Genomic DNA, 21,673 nt, shown 5'->3' with positions numbered 1-21,673 from the left:
CCGGAATGATTAGTGTAGATGAAGATGCACTAGTTTGTGATTTGGCTGAAACTTATCAAATTTATGATTATAAACAGCTGCCAGCTTCTATGGTAGCTGTTTTTTCTTGCGGTTTGAGAGAAACGTCCAGAATAAAAATGAAGCTAAGTGGACAAAAAATCCCTCTAGACACTCTCCTTTTGGCAGGGATTAGTGATAATTTAAGACTTTTGCTTTGGACGAAAACTAAAGATGGACAAAAAAATGTAAATCGACCTGAGTCAATATTGCATAAATTATCAGAAAATAATCCACGTGAGAAAGAAGAAATCATATTTGATTCTGGTGAGGATTTTGAAAAAATGAGACAGCAACTTTTAGGAAACGCGATCCATGGAGGTGAGTAAATGGCTATTGAGTTAGGAAGTGCGTACGTGCAAATTATGCCTTCTGCCAAAGGGATTAGTGGGTCAATTCAAAAGCAACTTGATCCAGAAGCAGCTGCTGCAGGAGAAAGTGCTGGATTGAAGATTGGCACAGGAATTAAAGTAGCAGCTGCTGCGGCAGTTGCAGCTGCTGGTGTGGCATTAGGGAAAATAATATCATCTTCGCTTTCAGAAGGTGCAAATTTACAACAATCATTAGGTGGTATAGAAACACTTTTTAAAGGTAGTGCTGATAAAGTTAAGAAGTATGCTGATGAGGCATATAAAACTGCCGGATTATCAGCAAATGATTATATGGAAAATGTCACAAGTTTCAGTGCGAGTTTATTGCAATCCATGGGTGGTGATACTGAAAAGGCAGCTGACAAAGCAAATATGGCAATGGTTGATATGTCTGATAATGCCAATAAGATGGGGACGAATATGGGCGATATTCAGAACGCCTACCAAGGTTTTGCCAAACAAAACTATACTATGTTGGATAACTTGAAACTCGGATATGGCGGAACAAAAACGGAGATGGAACGACTTCTTGCCGATGCTACTAAGCTAACAGGTGTTAAATACGATATCAACAATTTGAGCGATGTCTATAGTGCGATTCATGCAGTTCAAGAAGAACTAGGTATTACTGGAACAACAGCCAAAGAAGCTGCTGAAACATTTAGTGGATCGTTCACATCTATGAAATCCGCCTTTTCAAATGTACTAGGTAATTTATCACTAGGAAGAGATATTGAACCCTCACTGAAAGCTTTAGCACAGACTACATCAACATTTTTATTTGATAATTTTATTCCGATGGTTGGAAACATTCTAAAGGGATTGCCAGTAGTGTTTTCTACATTATTTCAAGAGGCAGGCCCTAAATTCTTGGCAGGTGGTAGAGAATTGTTGAGCCAATTAGGAATCGGGAGTGGCATGTCATCCTTATTGCCCAACATCCAAAAAACAATAGACCCTATAGTCCAAGCATTTAGAACAGCTTTTGGTCAGCTACCCCAGTTGTTTCAAACTGTTGTGTCAGCAATAAATCCGATTATCAGTACAATTGCTACTGCATTTACTAAACTTGATTTTAGTGGATTACAGGCTTTAATTTCTGCAATTATCCCAGCAATTACAAATGCTTTCAGTACAATGATGAGTATTGTCAGTCCTGCAATCGATATGGTAGTAAATTCTTTTGTGAAAATGTGGAATGCAGCTCAACCGTTGATAGCAGTTCTTGCGGATGCACTAATGCCAGTTTTACAAGTGGTTGGGGCATTTCTCGGAGGTGTATTTAAAGGAATTCTGATTGGAGTATCTGCCACATTTGATACTATAACTACTGCTATAGGATTTTTGACACCAGTAATCTCGTTTTTGGTAGATGCTTTTAAGGCATGTGTGCCAGCGTTGACCCAAGTTGCAGAATGGGTAGGGACAGTTATTGGCTACTTTGCAAATCTTGGGGGTGCAGGAACCTCTCTCAAGGCAATCTTGACTAGTTCTTGGAATAATATAAAAGCGATTATCTCGACTGTTGGGAAAAGTATAGGTTCTGTAATTACTTCAATAAGATCTTTCTTCACGAGTGCAGGGGCATCAGGGAATGTTTTGAAAAGTATGCTTAGTGCTGCGTGGAATGGGATTAAAGCAGTAATTTCAGCTGTGGGAAATGTCATTGGAAGTGTGGTCAGCAGGATTCGTTCATTTTTCAGTGGGATGAGTAGTGCTGGTAATGCGATGAAATCTGGAGTATCAGGAGCTTGGAATGGTATGAGAAGCGCAATTTCTGGTGTAGCTTCAAGCATTAGTGGAATTGTAAATAACGTGAAAAATATATTTAACAGCCTTAAAAATATCAGTTTGAGTGGAGCAGGTAGGGCTATCATGAATGGGTTCCTAGGGGGATTGCAATCAGCATGGGGAGCAGTTAAAAACTTTGTAGGTGGTATTGCGGATTGGATCAAAAAGAATAAAGGCCCAATTAGTTACGATAAAAAATTATTGATACCTGCTGGTAAAGCAATTATGAGTGGTTTTAATAATAGCTTAAAAGAAAACTTTAAGAACGTGCAAAAAAACGTTTCAGGTATGGCCGAAAAAATCAGTAATGAGTTTAGTCCATCAGGTCAGATGGTTCTTGAGGCAAGTAGAATAAATAGTTCAATAGCGGCAAATAAATTAGCCAGTACAGCATATACACCTGAATTAGCAGGAAGTTCTTCTGTAGATGGAAGCGTGCTTGAAATACCTGTTACAGTTGAAATAGAAGGCAGAAAAATGGGGAAAGCTACAGCTAAATTCACTTGGGAAGAGATTCAGAAGATGCAACGTAGGCAAAAAAGAAATCAGGAGGGGATTGTGTGATCAAAGTAATGTATGCAGGCTATGATATTACAGAAAATATGATAGTGACCTCTCTTGATCGAGGTTTGTTACCAGAGATAGAATATAATATGAAAAAAGTTGGTCGATCTGATGGTGAAAAATATGTTGACAGAACCGTAGGAAGACGAACAATTCCAATGGGATTCGCACTAGTAGGTAATGTAAATGAAAAAAGACGTATACTTGCAAAAATCATTGCTCAAAAAGAACCACAATCATTAATTTTTAGTGATGAACCAGATAAACTTTGGTATGCAGTTCCAACTGGCGATGTAGAAATTGATGATATCGTTAGAGCTGGCAATGGCACGATTAATTGGATTGTACCTGATGGTGTTTCCTATGATGTTAACCCACGGATTTTTTCTAATATATCAATCAATAGTACAGAGAATCAGGTCCTAGATCCGGAGTTTCGAAAAAAAGACAAATATTATAAGCAATGGACCGCTCGATTAAATGAAACGAACGGTTCTCATAACATCTTAGGCGCTGATTTAAGCGACACAAACACTATAGCTGATAAGGGTGAAGTAAAGTACCAAGTATTTTATATTATGCAAAATATTAACAGTACAGCACGGAATTTACCTGAACTGAAACAAGGAGATAAGGTTTGGGGACGTGTAGCGGTCCGTATAGATAAAGCTTTTGAGGGAGATTCAACAGGAAAAGATACGGCAGTAATGGTGATTCAAGAATTAGACTATGCAGGCGGTAAGGTTCTCGCTTCTCATGAAGTGAAACCTGCTGCTTTAAATTTGGGCAATTTCCAAAACTTAGATATTAATTTTTCTATTTCAAATCCAAATGCCAAAGCGCTAAACATGATAACATGTTTAGCTTTAGGAAGTGCAGTTTCTTATTCGAAGCCACAGTTTAATTTAGGTTCGGAACTGGCTAACTATTCTGAACCGAATAAAGAAATGTCGAATTACCTAGCAGTCACAAATCCCGGGACATATAAAACTTGGCCGATTTTAAGGGCATCCATGAATGGAGAAAATGGACTAGTAGGAATCGTTAATCAAAACGAAGGAATTCTTCAATTTGGGAACGTGGAAGAAATTGATATGATTTCTGGTGATCGAACAGAAAAAGTAATAAGCATTCAAATGAGAAATAATGGAGATGAGTTCGAATTGAACAGTTCAAAAGCAAAACCTCATTATCCTTATTTTAGACAAAATTCAGATACACCTAACATTATCGATGGAACCATTGATTGGCAAGTAAATCCAGAAGGTGCAACGCCAGTCTTTCCTGCAGATAATGTAAATGTATGGATTGGCCCATTGATGTACAAAGAGATCCCTAAAAACAGTAGTAATCAAACAACTGGAAACTTCGAGTGGATAAACCGATTTAATTTTAAACCAACCAAAATCGGAGGTGGGAGAATCCAATTTACTTTGCAAAATGACAGTGGGCCAGTCATTTCACTTGTATTAAGGGACGGAACACCTAGCAACGAGCAATTAATAGTAGAGTTTAATTGCTTTGATACAACGCTTAAGACGGTTAATCTTGATCGTAAAAAATGGAATGGCAGTTTTTGGGAAATGTCTATCTCTCGTATTTCAAAGACAGAAATTACATTTAAATTTTCGATGTGGCATTCATTCACAGGAGATACTGTGAATGCTTCTGCCGTAGAGATATTTAGTATTAATGAACCGACACTTAATGGAATTGGGATCGATGCAATGAATGTATGGTTCATGAAATTTGGGGCTTATCAATCTGTTTCAATGGATTGGACTGACACTAAGTTTAATTGGACAAACGAATCAGTATTTACAAACATTCCCAATCTTTTTGATGACGGAGACATTTTGGAGATAGATATAAAAAATAGGAAAGTTTCAGTGAACGGTGTGGAGAACTATAAACTTCATAGCTTAGATAACACATGGGATCGTTTTGCAATAGAACCTGGTACAACAACATTATTACCAGTAGCTAGTACATGGGCTAATATGTTTGATTTTGAAGTTGAATTGAGAGGGGCGCATATTTGATGGATTTCTATTTCACGGATCGGAAGTTTAACTTGCTCGGGATTGCCTCTACCAGTATTGCGGCACCTATATCAATTTATGATGACCAAGATATTTTAAGTATAAGCGCTGCTTCTCGAACATTCGAAGGCACGCTTATTTTTTCGGATAAAGAACGTGATCAAGTGAAAGAAATGGCTAACTATGGAAATTATGTTCTATATAAAGATGAACAGGGTCAATCTATTTTTATGACGATTATGGAACTAGAACATGATCCTAAAGAAGGTGAACATTTTTTTAGAGCAGAAGATGCTGGAATGGATTTAATCAATGGATTGGTAGATGCATACAGCGCACCAAGGGCCATGACTTTTTCTGAATATTTTACTTTATTTGCAGGGGATACTGGGTTTGAAATCGGTATTAATGAAGTAAGTAACCTCACTAGAACCTTGAAGTGGGAAAGTGAAAGCCAAACTCTACTCGCTCGGTTGCTTTCTTTGGCAACCCAATTTGATAATGCTGAATTTAGTTTCTCATTTGAAATATCAGGAACTCAAGTAGTCAAAAGGTTTTTGGAAGTACGAAAGAGACGAGGAACGGATAACCGAGTTACTTTGTATATGGATAAAGATATCAATAACATTGTGACAAAGGCAAATATTTATGATCTTTGTACTGCTATTTCAGCTACTGGAGGAACACCAGAGGGAGCAAATGAACCGATTAATTTGAAGGGCTATAACTACAGTGATCCGAATGGCCGATTCGTGTTAAACAAAGTATCAGGTGTCATGCAAGATATGGAGTCAGTGAAAATTTGGAGTCGACTGTTATCAAACAGCAATCCCAACCCTAATGCAGGCCATATCCAGAGAGTAAAGACCTACGAAACAACTGACAAAAAAACTCTTTGTGATAATGTCATCCGTGAACTTGAAAAAGTGAGTCAGCCAGCAATCAATTATGAAACAGATATAGCCAATCTACCTGATAACGTTCGTATTGGGGATACGATTTATTTGGTGGATGAGAATGAGAAATTATTTCTAAGTGCACGTGTATTAGAACTTGCAAGAATTTATTCAACGACTGAGTATAAAGCAACTTTGGGAGATTATCTTATACAAGAAGGCACAATCAGTCAGTCACTGAAAGATCTGGCTGAGCAATTAAGGCAAGCAACGACTTATGTTTGGATTCGTTATGCTGACGATGAAGATGGTAATGGAATCAGTCCTTTACCATCAGGAAAGACATACATTGCCATTAAGCAAGTTCTGGGTGTGCCAACAGCCAGTGATGATCCGGCCGATTATCGAGGCCTTTGGGTGAAATTTGTTGGTGAAGGCGTACCTGGTCCGCCCGGAGAAAATGGGCAACCTACTTACACATGGTTAAAGTATGCGGATGATTATCAAGGAACCAATATGACAGACGATCCAACTGGAAAATATTATATTGGTTTGGCAACGAACAAGTTGACAGCTACAGAATCAACTAATCCCAGTGATTATAAGTGGCAGCTAGTCAAAGGCGAAGACGGACAAGACGCTCATATTTACCAGGCCTACGCTTGGAGTGAAGACGGTACGGATCGCTTTACAACGCAGTACCCCAATGAAAACTATTTTTTAGGTAGCCAAACCACCAAAATCGGCGACCTGGAAGCTGCAGCTGGATCGAAAAAAGAATACCAAACGCTCAATATCGGGTCTACATGGATCGACAATTTCAAATCAGGAGATAGGGCTGTTATATCTTTTGACATTGTAATGCTTAAAGGCTTACAGTTGCAGATATATAACACAAACCGTAAAGGACCTTTCACATTTACCAATAAACAAGTACGCAATATAGGGACTGAAAAAACCCGAATAGAAGTAAATGTGGAACTTACTAAACGGACTGACGCAACGCTAGACTACGATACGATTGAGTTTTATAGCGTTTATGATACTAGTGATTTTTTTGAGATCACTAACGTTAAAATAGAAAAGGTTGGATCGTCCACTGATACAGCTACTATCTATACACCAGCGCCAAGCGAAGACTTCTTCGGAGCATTTCCAAGTTATAGTGGTACTTATACAACTTTTGATGCCGTTCAATCTACAGATCCAAGCAAATATACTTGGCAAAGAATTTTAGGTCAGTCCGGTGAAAATGGTAAAGATGGAATAGCGGGAAAAGATGGTGTTGGTATTTCAGATACTAATATTACTTACGCGCAATCAACAAGTGGCACTACTCCACCGTCGGCTGGATGGACCGCACAAGTTCCAACACTTGTAAAAGGTCAGTACCTATGGACTAGAATTACTTGGACATACACTGATAACTCTACTGAAACTGGTTATACAGTATCGTATAACGCTAAAGATGGTAATGATGGTAATGATGGCGTAGCTGGTAAAGACGGAGTTGGTATCAGTAATACTGTCATTGAGTATGTTGGCGCAGTTTCTGGAACTACTAAGCCTACTAGTGGTTGGAGTACAACTATTCCAACGGTGCCAGCAGGTCAGTATCTTTGGACACGCACCACATGGCAGTATACAGACGGCACGTCAGAGCAGGGATTTACCAACGCTTTAATGGGGCGGACAGGAGCCAGCGGGAAAGACGGTGTAGCAGGCAAAGATGGTGTAGGTATTAAGTCAACGCAGATTATGTATGCGCAAAGCACTTCTGGCACTACAGCGCCTTCTAGTGGTTGGACTGCTGAGGTTCCAACATTAATTAAAGGACAATACTTGTGGACTCAAACAACATGGGTTTATACAGATAACACTGGTGAGGCTGGTTATACTGTTAGCTATAATGCCAAAGATGGTAATAACGGTACTGATGGTATAGCTGGTAAAGATGGCGTGGGTATTGCAAGTACATTAATTCAGTATGTTGGTTCAACAAATGGAACCACTAAACCTACAAGTGGCTGGACTACAACTATACCTACTGTAGCTGAAGGCAACTACTTATGGACTAAAACTACTTGGACGTACACAGATGGTACAAAAGAGGACGGCTATTCAGTAGCCAAAATGGGTGCCAAAGGTGATAAGGGTGATACTGGTGCTAAAGGTGCCGATGGTATTGCTGGTAAGGACGGCGTAGGGCTAAAAGAAACAGTTATACGTTATGCTGGTTCTTCAAATGGCACTACAGCGCCTTCTAGTGGTTGGCAAAGTACAGTACCAGTTGTATCAGCTGGCAATTTTTTATGGACTCGTACAACTTGGACTTACACTGATAATACTAGTGAAATGGGTTATAGCGTTTCTCGAATTGGTGCCGATGGTAATAATGGTAAAGACGGTATTGCTGGTAAAGATGGTGTAGGAATTTCGAGTACGAAAATTGAATACGCATCTTCATCTTCTGGAACTGTAAAACCAACTACCCGATGGACTACATCAATACCTACTGTGCCAGCAGGATCTTTTTTATGGACCAAAACTACTTGGACATATACAGATGGAACAAATGAATCAGGATATTCGGCTGCAAAAATGGGTGAAAAAGGGGACCAAGGTATCCAAGGACCGAAAGGATCTGATGGTCAAACATATTACACTTGGTTGAAGTATGCAGATACTCCTACTAGTGGTATGTCAGATATCCCAACTGGAAAGACATATATCGGATTAGCATATAACAAAACGACTGCCACTGAATCAACAAATTACTCAGATTATACTTGGTCATTGATCAAGGGATCAGATGGAGCACAAGGGCCTAAAGGAGATAATGGACAAACACTCTATACATGGATCAAGTATGCCACATCTGCTACTGGTGCAGGAATGTCGGATAGTCCAACAGGTAAAACTTACATCGGATTAGCATATAACAAAACGACTGCCACTGAAAGTACGAACGCCGCAGATTATTCATGGTCATTAATTAAAGGAGATAAGGGCGATACCGGAGCAACTGGACCTCAAGGACCACAGGGACTAACCGGCCCGAAAGGTGATCGAGGTATTATGGGGGTTGCCTATATGCAGCCTACTCAACCCACTGATACTACAGAAGGAGCTACATGGTTTCAAACTGAATCAACAACAAGTGAAAACATTGTGGCGGTATACACATATAAGGGCGGTTGGCAAAAAAAGAAATATGCAAGTGCAACATTAGCGGTTGAATCTCTTGATGCACTAAGTGCCAACTTAGGAGAAATAACTGCAGGATCACTTAATGCGGTTTCTATTAAAGGCGCTGGTTTGTACTCGGACTACGACATCTTAGTGGTAACTGGAGGGACTCAGTATAGAAAAGGAACTCTATCTATGGCCCAAGGTCGTTTTAGAAACGACTACGAAATTTATAACAAGCAAACAGGAGTAGTAGCAAATAATGGATTTTCACTATTTGCTCATGATGGACTCCAGCTTGTAGATTTTACAGGGTCGCAGACTACAACCCCAAGCAGGACCTTATCTTTGGATGCCTATCGATTAGGAATGACTGACAGTCAAGGTCGAGGCGGTAATTTAACGTTTCAAGATTTATATAGTATTCAAAAAACAAGTTTAATGCCGGCATCAGGATTTTCTCAGTATAGCAACGATGTCAATTCTGGAAACCATCCAACAGCTACACGAGTAGGTCGTATGGTTTCGTTAGCTGGAGCATTTAGTAACAACAATTCATTGCCTACAACAAATAACGACTATACCCTTTGTACCTTACCAGTCGGTCTAAGGCCCGCAAATCTTGTTAAATGGGTAGGGAAGGGATCTGGTACGTCCATTTTTATGATCACAGTGGAATCAAATGGAAGAGTTTATATTAATTATCGACTGGGATCAGCTAGTGGTGGGTTTGGTTATGTCACCAATGATGCTGGAAATATTTTCAACATTGCAGGAAGTTTTGTAGCTGCAGACGTCTAGGAAAGGGATGATAAATTTGAATGATAGACAGAAAGAGTTTCAACGCTTGTATGTATCAAATGATTACAGTATTACCGATGAAATGAGAGTATTATTTCATGAAATTCTGTCTAAGGATTTTGAAGATGATCCTGATAAGATGGATTCTTTTATTCAATCCATTGTAGTTGAAAACACCGTTCATGAGCCATTCGAGTTAGAACTGTTGAAACAAGAAAACGAAGTAATGAAGCAAAGGCAAGAAATGGCAGAAGAAGCTCTGTTGAATTTATCTGACATGCTGTTGAGCAGATAAGGAGGAATGTAATGAATTACTCAGCATTGGAAATGTTATATGCGACTCACATTATTGAAGACAAACGCACAATTGAAAGTGTTCCTTCATCAATACGTGAAGATGTTGCAGAAATTGTTGCAAACGCAAAAAAGCAAGAAGGAACCAAAGAATAGGATATGTAGCAGCAGGAGCAATCGGCTTAACAGTCGGTTGCTTTTATTTTAGGAAAGCAGGTGACACATGTTAAATGTAGGAGAGCTAGCAACTTGGGCGGGTTGGATCATGACGATTGTTGGAATGCTGGCATTCGTAATCAAGCCAGTAATGTCCAATTTTACAAAAATTGCAGATAATCTGACAAAACTGGCTCATAATCTTGATTTATTAACCAGAGATTTAGAAGCAAGTAAATCAGATCGCGTTGCAATTCATGATGAATTAAAGCGACATGATGAGCGCTTGGATAAGCACAACGATCGACTGATTGAACATGGTGAACAATTAAAATCTTTATGGAAAGAAAGAGGGAAGTAAAAATGGATTTGAATTTTTTGCAAGAGTATTTAGTGCCAGTGATCGTAGTAGCGTGTTTGGTAGTGGGGTATTTGATTAAGTCAACTCCTTTATTTGCAGCAGTGGCTAATGGCTACATTCCCTTGATTGTAATTGTCTTAGGCGCAATCCTAGGGGCAATTATTAACGGATTGACAGTTGAAGCAATTGTTTACGGTGCTGTAAGTGGGATTGCATCCACAGGTATGCACCAATTATTTGTACAACTTTTAAATTTAGGAAGCAATGATCAAAAGCCAGATTACGGCGATGGCCAAGAGTTCACAGAAAAGAAGGAGTAGCCCAAAAGGCTGCTCTTTTTTTATACAAAATTTGGAGGGATAACCATGAGAAACAAAGCAAAATTTATTGAAGACTTTGAATCAGTAGCAAAACCAGAAATCATCGAGGCTGTGGATCCAGTGCAAGATGCTGCACACACAATGAATCAATTAGGTGAATCAGAATATCACCTTACTGGTAGTTTCACAAAAGATGGCCAAGACAAAACTTTCAAATTTGAAGTAAAGAAACGTGAAAAAACGGATGATTATTCTGAAGAAATAGATGATTATTTTTACATTGGAAAGGGGGAGTAAACATGGTCAAATATAATAATTCAACCTCTCATAGAGGGCACAATGCGATTGTACCTGGCGCATCTGGTTGCGGTTTAAAAGAACACGAAGTGGCGCAAAAGATTCATGACAAGTTTCGAGCAGCGACTAAAGCAGTAGATGCTACTGATGATGCGGGTAGAACTGCTAACGATAATCTCTATAATATTGTTCGAAAAATGAATGCCGTTGGCAACTCTTTCCATGTCAGCCACCATTTGAACGCTTTTAACGGTACTGCAAATGGGTTTGAAATTTGGTATTACGCTGGTAATGCTCAAGCAAAAAAACTAGCAGAAGAAATTTGTGCAGCTGTATGTAAAGTGACGGGATGGGTAAACCGTGGAGCGAAGGCTACCACATCCTTATATGTGATTCGAGCATCATCGGGATCCGCAATCTTAATTGAATGGGGATTCGTGGATAGTCAAAAAGATATGGATATTATGGCCAAGAAAATGGACGATGCGGTTAATGCTGCATTGGAGGTTATGGGATACAAATCATCTTCGAATGGAGGCACAACAAATGTGACAAATAAAAAAACATATATTCAAAGTGCAAGACGTGTAGAAGTGATTCGAGAAGGTGGAGATCAAGAATACACGGATTTAGAATTTACCAATATGCGTGGTAACTACTATCCGAAGGGCAGCAAACTTCTGGTGAAAGAGGTTGTGAAGCATGGCAACATTACACGGCTTCTTTTAGAATCTGGTGGGTATTTTACTGCTAATGAAGCTTACGTGAAGAAATTGAGATAATTAAAAATAGCCCGCTTATGTGGGCTTGTACATAAATATATTCATATTACTTGCAGTAATTTAGTTTATGCTATAAATTAGTAAGTGCGTGCAATATTTTATGAAGAGTAGTTAGGCGGTGAAAACTTGGGGAAGTGCGCCTAATACTCTTCTTGTTTATTTTATCATTATTTCAACGTAATAGAAATTATTAATTAGAAATCTCTTATATATGTTCTTAACTTTAAAATTTTACCCATTTATATTAATTATAGGATTAAAATCTGCATTTTATTAATTAAACATATTGATAGAAAGTTAAGAATGATGTAAATTTATATTAGAGGTGATTCTATGAAAGTTGATAAACTACATTATAGAAAAGTCATTAACAGCGCAAGACACCTAGAATACAATTCGATACGATACTTTCAATCTTCGTCTGATCAAAGCAACCTCGAGAAAATTAATGAAGAATTAGACTATTTAATTAAAAATAATGTTTATCACAAGATAGCACGTACATCTCGAAAATCGTTTTTGGGAGATCAGATAATCATTAGAAAAAATTTGGAACAGGATTTTAAACTTTTAGAGAAGTATATAACTTTTTTTGACCAGCATGAAATGTGAAAAACTTTTTCATCTAATTGTGCCACTCCTCCCCGGGAGTGGTTGTTTGTTTTGTAAAAAAATAGCACAGCATATTCTCATATGCCGTGCAAGTGGAACTATGTTCCGTCATCATAATAATCATATAGTAATTTACTTAATAGGAAAAGTAATACGCTTAGCGAACATTCATTGCTTCAAATTCAATCATAATCTTCGTTTTGCCAAGAACACTATATTTTTTCACAACAAACTGTTTCCGCTGGTTATACTCACCAGCGACAACGATCTCCATTTCCTCATCCACATCTGCCAAGAAGTTCAAACTATGTGCAGCAATCAAACAGTTTACATCATCCAAAGAGAACCGCACCAAAGGGGTCTTGCTCATCTTCAACACACGTATCTTCGAAACATAGCCTTTCATCGATTTCATAACAATCGCCTCCATAAGCTTGTACATAATAGCGACAATCCGTTTTACCTAAAGTGACAGCAACATAAAACTCGACACATTTTGCGCCGTATAAAGCTTCCTGTGACTCAGAAATACTGTACGGAAAATCATTCATAAACTCAGAGAAAGATAGGTAGCCCTGCTCATATTGACTGATTATGTTCATATCAGTTACCGCCGGGCTTATACTTAATGCTAGAATCATATTTTCGAAGTATCTTATCTTGTGTTCTGACATGATCAAATAAATAATCTTCGCCCTCTACCTTGAATACAAACGCTAGCTCTTCCGGATATCCGCTGTAGCTGCAGGGTACCGTAAAGTAGGGTTTCCCGAAATTCTCCATCGTTCGAACAAACTGATCGTAAAGTAAGTGTGCTGGACCCATTCTTTCAATAAACTCATAGTAGTATCGTTCAAAAGCATATGTCCGTTGATGCGCCAATGGTATTTGCATATCAATCACTCCTTGCAAGAATTATACGAACGTTTGTTCTTTTTGTAAAGGGAGACAACCAATAAAGTGAAAAAAATATTTTGCACCAATTTTGCATTAACCTTGAAAATAAGCTTATAAATCAATGGTATTAATGGGGGTTTTAGGCTTGTACTCTCCTTATACCAACGCTTTGGAGCGTTTAGCCTATCTTTAGAGATAGGCTTTTTGTTTGTTGTGGGCAAAAAAATGGGCAGAGAAGCTAGCTTGACTGCCGAGTTTGCTCGATGACCATCTGAAAAACCCTCAGCTTACACTCAATCGGGAGATCAACAGAAATGTACGCCAATTCGCTGGACCCTTTTTTCTTGTGGTGCGGCAACAAACGAAAAGAATCAATCGGGCAAACGCGCTAAGGCGTATTCAATTTGTTCAGAAGTAAAGCCTTCAAAGGAAAGTTGGCTCGCCACACGCTCATCTGATAAGGATAAATTTTGCGAGTAGCGAATTGCTTTTTTCAATGCTTGCTCATTCCAATCGGCATCCACGGTGGCTACGGCAAAGTCTGCTGCGCTCTCAGAAAAATCTTCATAGAGTAGTTGGCGTTTCAAGCTCGACTGAGAAAACGCATTGCTGGATAAGTATCTTTCTGCACGATTCAGTGCATTTCTTTCTTCACGAGAAAGTTGAGGTGTATGTTGCTCGTTGTTTGCGGGTTCTTCTTGTTGCGCGCTGCTTGCTTCGTTGTTGCCAGCTGTTTGTTCTCCTTGTGGTTGTTCCATGGAAGCAGTGGCATCGACAAAGGATTCATTTTTCCTTGCTTCTTTACGTAATGAAGGGCTTAATTGCGCAGTGATGCTATCGAAAGACGTCACATCTTGGTAGAAGGACAAGCCACCATACGAAAACAAGACAATAAAAGCGGAAGTGACAATGAGAAAAACATTTCGATCTCGTTTGTTTTTTTGAGTTACCAACCCAATATAAAATAAGATAATGCCAAAAATGAAACCAATCAAACCGATAAAAAACAAACCAGCGAAAAATGTTGCCATAAGCATCCCCCCTAATAAAACAGTTTCCTAAAGTTAATAGTACTATGTCTGGAATCAGAAAACAGATTTGTCTTTTCATGAATAGAGGAAAAGAATGATTTGACAAATGTAACTTGTATGCTATTAATGGATCATTCATATGTATTAAAGAAGTGACGCTCAAGAATTACTGGTAAAATCGCTAGTAAACGAAATGAAAGTATGGTTGTATCAGTAGGAGGGAAGAAGATGGATTTTGAAGAAAAAGATTATTTTATGCGTTACACAAAAATTGCGGCACAGGGATTGAGCAAATTTATTAAGCAAGGATCTGTTGATGAAATCTTACAGCTGGATGAACAGCAAAGTGGACAGAAGCAAGAAGCGGATACTGCAAAAGACAAAAGCGAGCCAAAAAACAAGAAAGCACCTAGCTAATTTTTTCCTTAGCGAGGTGCTTTCAGTACGAATCGGTATCCTTCATTTGGATAAACTCCTTATGCAGTTTTTTTCAATTCTTGTACAGCTTGCTCGATCGTAATTCCAGTCGCAAAATGATTCGCATCTTTTTTATCGAAAACGATAAATAAATTCAATTTGGTATCCAGAGTTACACGATATTGTAGATCTGTGTTATAGAATGTCATAGTCATTCTCCTTTCTTAAAACTTGTCATTGAAAGGCAACGGTTAGTTGATAACGAAATTCCATAGTTAGAATAACACTTTTTTTCACATTCGTCCAATAAAACTATCAAACGAACGAATCTGACTGATCCTTTTCAAGAAATCAATGCCTGAGAATGGCAGCAAAAGAAGTTTCCTGGAGTCAGTAAATTCGGGAAAAGTATTTTTGTATATTTTCAGAAAAATAGAATTCATAAAAAATTTCTTAAGAATTTTGAGGATAGCTATTTTCTTAGATAACAAATTTGTAAGATTGAGAGTATGAGTTGGTTGGAAACCTTGATATCATAAGGTTTATCTCCAAATTATGTTTTGTGCAAAAATATATTGATTGTATTTTTTTGAAAAAGAGATCGTATCTCTTGAATTCTATGGTATGATTTACTTTAGAAAAATGAAAATGGATTATGAAAACGGATGTGAAAATATGTGCGGAATTGTCGGCTTTGTCAATTCAAAAGACCAAAAAGAAATCATTATTGAACGCATGATGGACCGGATCGTTCATCGCGGACCAAACAGTTCAGGAAAATTTACCGACGACCAAGTAGCGTTAGGGTTTCGTCGTTTATCGATCATCGACTTAGAAGGTGGCTCACAACCGATTTTTAACGAGGATCGAACAAAAGTCATTATTTTTAATGGGGAAATCTATAATTTTCAAGTGTTGCGGGAAGAATTGATCCAAGCGGGTCATGTTTTTTCTACCCATGCGGATACCGAAGTAGTCTTACATGGCTATGAGGAGTGGGGCATTGATGTTTTGCAGCGCCTGCGGGGAATGTTTGCTTTTGCCATCTGGGATACTCAAAAACAAGAGCTTTTCGGCGCACGGGATCACTTTGGGATCAAACCATATTACTATGCGCAAATGAATGGCAGTTTTATGTTTGGTTCTGAAATCAAGAGCTTTTTGCCTCATCCAGATTTCAAGAAAGAGTTGAACCAAGAGGCATTGAAACCTTATTTGACGTTTCAATACTCGCCTTTGAACGGAGAAACCTTCTTTAAAGGCGTTCATCGTTTGCAAGAAGGGCATTATTATTTGTTTAATGAACAGGGATTGACGATCAAGCAGTATTGGGATGCAGATTTTTCAGTGAAAGAAAATCATTCAAGAGAAGAATGGGTCGACAAAATCGATCAAGCAGTCCAGGAATCAATTGCCGCTCATCAAATCAGTGATGTTGAAGTCGGCTCATTTTTATCCAGTGGTGTCGATTCAAGTTACGTAGCTTCTGTCTTGCGACCAGATCGCTCGTTTTCAATCGGGTTCGATGACAAAACCTACAACGAAGCGATCGAGGCCCGCAAATTGACGGAAAAACTTGGTTTGAACAACACAGCAGCGGTCATCGATGGTGAAATGTCCTTTGAGGCATTCCCGTTGATTCAGTATCACTTGGACGAACCAGATTCTAACCCAAGCTGTGTCCCTTTGTACTTTTTAGCCAATCTGGCAGCACAGCAAGTGCGAGTCGTTCAATCTGGGGAAGGGGCAGATGAATTATTTGCCGGTTATGCTGCTTATGGCTTCCACACAAACTCTAAAGCGGTGCGCGTTTTTGCCCAAGGGTTGAAAAAATTGCCACAAAACATCCGCTTTCGTTTGGGACGTCAAATCGGCAAAATGAAAAACTTCCATGGTCGAATCCATCTTTATGAAGCCACGGCACCTGCCCAAGACTTCTTTATCGGGCAAGCACTGGTCTTTGAAGAAGAGGAAGCATTGCAGCTTTTAAAACCAACGTATCAAAAAGGACCCTCTGTTGCTGAAATCGTTGCGCCTCATTACGAGAAAGTCAATGGTCTCAAAGACGAGGTCAATAAGATGCAATATTTAGATCTTCATCAGTGGATGCCGAAGGATATCTTGTTAAAAGCAGACAAAATGTCCATGGCGAGTTCCTTGGAATTACGTGTTCCTTTATTGGATATCGAGATGCAGAAGTTGTCGCAAACGATCCCGACGAAATATTTGATCAATCAAAACAACACCAAAGATGTGTTTCGACAAGCGTCAAACCGTCATTTGCCAAAAGAGTGGGCAAACCGTGAAAAACTCGGCTTTCCTGTACCTATCAAGGCATGGCTGAAAGAAGGAACAGGGTATGAAGCAGTCAAGAGCCTTTTTGAGTCAGACTTTGCGGCAACCTTCTTCGATCAAACAGCCATTTTACAAATGCTTGAAGACCATCGCCAAGGAAAACCGAATCTTCAGCGAAAAATCTGGACGATCTTTACGTTCTTGACCTGGTATAAAGTATTCTTTATTGATGAATCGATTCCAGAAGCCAAAGAAATCGTTTATGAAACACTTTGATTTGAATATGGCAGCAAAAAAAAAGCTGATGCGGACATCCCGCATCGGCTTTTTTTATAGACCTAAATATTTTTCCAAGTAATCGACCATGCCATCTTCCGCATTGGTTTTGTCGGTAACATCATTGGCGATCGATTTTAATTGTTGCGTGCCATTCGCCATGGCAACGCCCCAGCCCGCATAATCTAGCATCTCCAAATCGTTGTGTTCATCACCAAAAGCGATGATATCTTGTCGATCCAAAGACAAAGAATCCGCGATCACCGAAAGACCAAGTGCTTTATGGACCCCTTTTGGTACGATCTCTAAGATAGCTTGAGGTCCGCCCCATGTTCGAACATCGACCGCATCGTCGAATTGATCCTTGATACGTAAAGAAACAGATTCTGCTAATTCATTTTCGGTTTTCACCAGTAATGAAGTGGGGTCCGTTTTTAAATTTGCTAATAGATTTTTTTCGGAAGCATTGCCCGAAAAGAAAAAGTGCTGATCAAATCCGCTTAGGTCATCGATGAAAAAGGTTTCGCGATTTTCTGCTGCCACAAACGTCAGCCCCAGCTGCTCTTTTTGCGCCATGAGCTCAAACGCAATTTCTCGAGAGATCGAGTGCTCCATTTCATTTGCCCAGACTTGACGAGGTTTATGGACTAACCCACCGTTAAAATTGACCATTGGTGTTGTGAGCGCCAATTCTTTATAGAATTGATCGCTCATACGAAAAGGTCTTCCTGTAGCGATGGTAACAAAGTGTCCCGCTTTGGTGGCGCGAACCAGTACCTCACGTGTGCGAGGGGAAAGTTGGGATTCAGTATTTAAGGTTGTGCCATCTAAATCAATGGCGATGATTTTTGGTTTCAAAAGACTCGCTCCATTCTCTTATGGTAGTGGCTTAAGTGTAACATATTTCTGTCATTTCACAATACAAGTAAGTTTTCGATAAGTTTTCATAATATTTACAAAGCAAAACACGAACATTAAACGTTTTTGGTTCGTTTTATTCGGAAAAAGGCTTGAAAAGCGAAAATTATTCCCTTATAATTTGTAATTGTTCGATGAAAAGCGCAATTATTCATTTTTTCTTTTCATAGAAACGATTAAAGTTCAGGAGTGAAACATAACATGGAAAAGTTTTTCAAATTAAAGGAGAATAAAACGACGGTTTCCACAGAAGTGATGGCTGGGGTCACCACCTTCTTCGCGATGAGTTATATTTTGTTTGTGAATCCGACGATTTTATCTGCTGCAGGCATGCCGTTTCAAGCTGTTTTCTTAGCAACGATCATCGCTTCAGTGATTGGTACCCTGATCATGGGCTTATTTGCAAATGTGCCTTACGCGCAAGCACCTGGAATGGGCCTTAATGCATTCTTCACCTTTACCGTCGTTTTTGGTTTGGGGTATACGTGGCAGCAAGCATTAGCGATGGTTTTCATCTGCGGCTTGATCAACATTTTTATCACGGTCACTCGTATCAGAAAAATGATCATCCATGCGATTCCAGAAAGCATGCAGCATGCAATCGGCGGCGGGATCGGGATCTTTGTGGCTTATGTAGGGATCAAAAATGCCAACTTGCTAAACTTCAGTGCAGACACTGCGGCAGTGACGGGTTCAGTTGTCGACGGTGAGACGATCGTGAGTGCCAATTTTAATGGGGGGATCGTCCCAGCTTTGGCGAATTTCAATAATGCACCTGTTTTGTTAGCAGTGATTGGTTTAGTAGTGACTACTTTATTAGTGGTGAAAAATGTTCGTGGGGCAATTATTTTTGGTATTTTAGGAACGACGATCATCGGTATTTTGATGGGTGTGGTGGATTTAAGTGCCATTGATTGGCACGGGAACTCATTAGGAAGTTCCATCAGCGAACTAGGCATCACATTTGGCGCTGCGTTTGGCTCTGAAGGAATGGGCTCACTATTCAGTGATTCTGCCAAAATCACTCAAGTAATCATGACGATTTTAGCGTTTAGCTTATCAGATGTCTTTGATACGATCGGTACCTTTATCGGGACTGGACGTCGTACAGGGATCTTTTCGAAAAAAGATGAAGAAGCGGTTGAAAACAGTAACGGGTTGAACACGAAGATGGATAAAGCCCTTTTTGCAGATGCCGTAGCCACTTCTGTAGGTGCCATCGTAGGGACCTCAAATACAACGACTTATGTGGAATCAGCAGCTGGTATCGGTGCTGGTGGACGCACGGGCTTGACTTCTGTTGTAGTGGCAGCACTCTTTGCGATCAGCAGTATCTTTTCTCCACTGATCTCAATCGTTCCCGCACAAGCGACAGCACCAGCGTTGATCTTAGTTGGGGTAATGATGATGGCTTCGTTTGCAGACATCAAGTGGACCGATCTAGAAGAAGCAGTTCCCGCTTTCTTCGCGTCTATTTTTATGGGCTTGTCTTACAGTATTTCCAACGGGATCGCTGTTGGTTTCATTTTCTACGCATTAGTGAAAGTAGTGAAAGGAAAAGCCAACGAAGTGTCTCCGATCATCTGGGTCGTCAATGCGTTGTTTATCCTAAACTTTGTCATTTTGGCTTTGATCAGTTAAGTTTAATGAAGAAAATCTTTCTGTATGTTACCTGCAGAAAGATTTTTTTATTTGATTATTACTCACGATACGGTATAGTATTTGTGAAAGAAGGTTTGTAAATGAAGATTGATTGGAAACGAAATCTACTGATTTCATGGGTAGGTTGTTTTTTTACGGGTGCCAGTTTTAGTCTTGTCATGCCATTCATTCCCTTATATATAGAAGAGTTAGGCGCTCCAGAGAGTCAAATTGAGTTGTTTTCTGGATTAGCAATCTCAGTAACGGCGTTTGCGGCGGCTATCATTGCTCCAGTATGGGGAAATCTAGCAGATCAAAAAGGTCGTCGCTTAATGATGATTCGCGCGGCTGCGGGGATGACAGTGACGATGGGGTCTTTGGCTTTTGTACCGAATGTCTATTGGTTGTTGATCATGCGATTCTTTACTGGAATTTTATCGGGGTATATTCCCAATGCGACTGCGTTGATTGCTTCGCAGGCGCCTCGAGAAAAAAGTGGTTGGGCGCTTGGGACATTGGCTACAGGAGCCATCGCAGGGAATTTGATCGGTCCATCGATGGGTGGGGCGTTGGCGCAATGGTTTGGTATGAAAAATGTTTTTATCATTACTGGTGTTGTGCTGCTAATTACGCTCTTGCTTACGATTTTTCTCGTTCAAGAAGATTTTGAGCCGATTGAAAAGGGCGATTTGCTGTCCATCAAAGAAATTTTTGGTCAAATCAAAAATATGCAGCTGCTTGTCGGTTTGTTTATTACGTCACTGATTTTACAGCTAGGTGTAACGAGTATCAGCCCGATCCTCACGTTATATATTCGTGATCTAAGCGGGAACAGCGGCAATATTTTGTTTGTCAGCGGATTGATCGTCTCTGTTGCGGGTGTTTCGGCAATCATCTCTTCGCCATTTTTAGGCAAAATCGGTGATCGTTACGGCAATCACAAGGTATTGTTAGGCGGTTTATTGCTGTCATTTTTCTGTTTCATTCCGATGGGCTTTGTCTCCACACCGTTTCAGTTGGGCGTGCTGCGCTTCTTGCTTGGTTTTTCGACGGGTGCGTTGATGCCGTCAATCAACACACTGATCAGCAAGATCACCCCGATGGAAGGGGTCAGCCGCATCTACAGCTACAACCAAATGTTCTCTAACTTTGGACAAGTGTTAGGTCCGATGGTCGGCTCAACGGTGGCAGCTGGCTTTGGTTATCCCGCCGTCTTTTGGGTAACTAGCGGGTTTGTACTGATCAATATTTTTATCTCAGGATTTAATTTCCGTAAAAGCTTGCGTAAAACGGACATCAGTGAATAGTTGAAAAGAAAAAAAAACCAGTTACAATAAAGGTAACTGGTTTTTTTTTAATGGCTTGTCTTTTCAGGCGCTGGTGCGATAATACCAACAAGAATGATCACCACACCTGTGACCAAAGAGATGATTGAAGTTAATTGAAAATCATAAGTTGCTCCAGCAAGTGAGCTGCCTAGATAGCCAACGACTTGACCTAATACAAAAGTCCAAAATAAAGTGACTAAGTAACGCATGACGACACCTCTTTTCTGCGTATCTTCCATTTCGACTTTAGTTTATCACAAAAATATTTATTGTAAAGATTTTCACTTTTTCATTTTGTTTTTCAAATCTAATTACTAGCAGAAAGAAAGAGAATTTT

Annotated in this window: 20 protein-coding genes; 14 read left to right on the top strand and 6 right to left on the bottom strand. The window is 39.6% G+C overall.

The window, feature by feature from the left end:
- The first annotated feature begins 5 nt into the window (after positions 1-5).
- From QN079_RS11670 to QN079_RS11625, 10 genes are all read left to right on the top strand, one after another.
- Positions 6-386 (top strand): DUF5361 domain-containing protein, encoded by a 381-nt coding sequence (locus QN079_RS11670; protein ID WP_213359874.1) that lies wholly within the window; start codon positions 6-8, stop codon positions 384-386.
- Complete coding sequence (locus QN079_RS11665; protein WP_289229796.1) at positions 387-2,783, top strand: phage tail protein; 2,397 nt, start codon at positions 387-389, stop codon at positions 2,781-2,783.
- Positions 2,780-4,825, top strand: a complete 2,046-nt coding sequence (locus QN079_RS11660; protein ID WP_289229795.1) for a distal tail protein Dit — start codon at positions 2,780-2,782, stop codon at positions 4,823-4,825. Before QN079_RS11665 ends, QN079_RS11660 begins: the two co-directional genes overlap by 4 nt.
- A complete protein-coding gene (locus tag QN079_RS11655; protein ID WP_289229794.1) occupies positions 4,825-9,711 on the top strand; it encodes a phage tail spike protein in 4,887 nt (1,628 codons plus the stop codon). Before QN079_RS11660 ends, QN079_RS11655 begins: the two co-directional genes overlap by 1 nt.
- Positions 9,712-9,727: 16 nt before the next feature.
- Complete coding sequence (locus QN079_RS11650) at positions 9,728-10,006, top strand: hypothetical protein (protein WP_289229793.1); 279 nt, start codon at positions 9,728-9,730, stop codon at positions 10,004-10,006.
- An 11-nt stretch (positions 10,007-10,017) separates the two neighbouring features.
- On the top strand, positions 10,018-10,161 hold the full coding sequence (locus QN079_RS11645) for a CD1375 family protein (RefSeq protein ID WP_289229792.1): 144 nt from the start codon (positions 10,018-10,020) through the stop codon (positions 10,159-10,161).
- A gap of 67 nt (positions 10,162-10,228) precedes the next feature.
- The gene (locus QN079_RS11640; RefSeq protein WP_010749285.1) at positions 10,229-10,522 is read left to right on the top strand and encodes a hypothetical protein; all 294 of its coding nucleotides are present in this window, start codon (positions 10,229-10,231) and stop codon (positions 10,520-10,522) included.
- A 2-nt stretch (positions 10,523-10,524) separates the two neighbouring features.
- Positions 10,525-10,842, top strand: coding sequence for a phage holin family protein (locus tag QN079_RS11635; protein WP_194188072.1), 318 nt, complete (start codon positions 10,525-10,527; stop codon positions 10,840-10,842).
- 45 nt (positions 10,843-10,887) lie between these two features.
- Complete coding sequence (locus QN079_RS11630; protein WP_289229791.1) at positions 10,888-11,139, top strand: DUF5960 family protein; 252 nt, start codon at positions 10,888-10,890, stop codon at positions 11,137-11,139.
- Between the two features lie 2 nt (positions 11,140-11,141).
- The gene (locus QN079_RS11625) at positions 11,142-11,921 is read left to right on the top strand and encodes an N-acetylmuramoyl-L-alanine amidase (RefSeq protein ID WP_289229790.1); all 780 of its coding nucleotides are present in this window, start codon (positions 11,142-11,144) and stop codon (positions 11,919-11,921) included.
- A 769-nt stretch (positions 11,922-12,690) separates the two neighbouring features.
- Here the strand turns inward: QN079_RS11625 and QN079_RS11620 are convergent.
- The 3 genes from QN079_RS11620 to QN079_RS11610 form a co-directional block, all read right to left on the bottom strand.
- Positions 12,691-12,948: a hypothetical protein gene (locus QN079_RS11620; RefSeq protein ID WP_289229789.1), complete on the bottom strand. Its 258-nt coding sequence runs from the start codon at positions 12,946-12,948 to the stop codon at positions 12,691-12,693.
- Between the two features lie 188 nt (positions 12,949-13,136).
- On the bottom strand, positions 13,137-13,427 hold the full coding sequence (locus tag QN079_RS11615; RefSeq protein ID WP_289229788.1) for a DUF5960 family protein: 291 nt from the start codon (positions 13,425-13,427) through the stop codon (positions 13,137-13,139).
- Positions 13,428-13,801: 374 nt separating this feature from the next.
- Positions 13,802-14,461, bottom strand: coding sequence for an Ltp family lipoprotein (locus tag QN079_RS11610; RefSeq protein ID WP_289229787.1), 660 nt, complete (start codon positions 14,459-14,461; stop codon positions 13,802-13,804).
- Between the two features lie 228 nt (positions 14,462-14,689).
- On the opposite strand from QN079_RS11610, the gene QN079_RS11605 reads away from it, so the two are divergent.
- Positions 14,690-14,878, top strand: a complete 189-nt coding sequence (locus QN079_RS11605; RefSeq protein ID WP_015510099.1) for a hypothetical protein — start codon at positions 14,690-14,692, stop codon at positions 14,876-14,878.
- 59 nt (positions 14,879-14,937) lie between these two features.
- Here the strand turns inward: QN079_RS11605 and QN079_RS11600 are convergent, their stop codons facing one another.
- On the bottom strand, positions 14,938-15,087 hold the full coding sequence (locus tag QN079_RS11600) for a hypothetical protein (protein WP_005229155.1): 150 nt from the start codon (positions 15,085-15,087) through the stop codon (positions 14,938-14,940).
- 466 nt (positions 15,088-15,553) lie between these two features.
- On the opposite strand from QN079_RS11600, the gene asnB reads away from it, so the two are divergent.
- Positions 15,554-17,449, top strand: a complete 1,896-nt coding sequence (gene asnB, locus QN079_RS11595; protein WP_010749664.1) for an asparagine synthase (glutamine-hydrolyzing) — start codon at positions 15,554-15,556, stop codon at positions 17,447-17,449.
- A 54-nt stretch (positions 17,450-17,503) separates the two neighbouring features.
- Here the strand turns inward: asnB and QN079_RS11590 are convergent, their stop codons facing one another.
- Positions 17,504-18,307: a Cof-type HAD-IIB family hydrolase gene (locus QN079_RS11590; RefSeq protein WP_005229159.1), complete on the bottom strand. Its 804-nt coding sequence runs from the start codon at positions 18,305-18,307 to the stop codon at positions 17,504-17,506.
- Positions 18,308-18,568: 261 nt separating this feature from the next.
- Between QN079_RS11590 and QN079_RS11585 the strand changes: the two genes are divergently transcribed.
- Positions 18,569-20,008, top strand: coding sequence for an NCS2 family permease (locus QN079_RS11585; RefSeq protein ID WP_289229786.1), 1,440 nt, complete (start codon positions 18,569-18,571; stop codon positions 20,006-20,008).
- Positions 20,009-20,109: 101 nt separating this feature from the next.
- Entirely contained in the window at positions 20,110-21,315 is a 1,206-nt protein-coding gene (locus QN079_RS11580; protein ID WP_213357170.1) for a multidrug efflux MFS transporter, read from the top strand.
- A gap of 47 nt (positions 21,316-21,362) precedes the next feature.
- On the opposite strand, the gene QN079_RS11575 is transcribed toward QN079_RS11580, so the two are convergent.
- Positions 21,363-21,545, bottom strand: coding sequence for a YjzD family protein (locus tag QN079_RS11575; protein WP_008377814.1), 183 nt, complete (start codon positions 21,543-21,545; stop codon positions 21,363-21,365).
- Positions 21,546-21,673: the final 128 nt, after the last annotated feature.

This window comes from Enterococcus sp. FZMF (assembly GCF_030263915.1).
Taxonomy (GTDB): domain Bacteria; phylum Bacillota; class Bacilli; order Lactobacillales; family Enterococcaceae; genus Enterococcus_D; species Enterococcus_D casseliflavus.
Note: the sequence above shows the minus strand (reverse complement) of the source record. Positions and strands in the feature narration are given on the sequence as shown.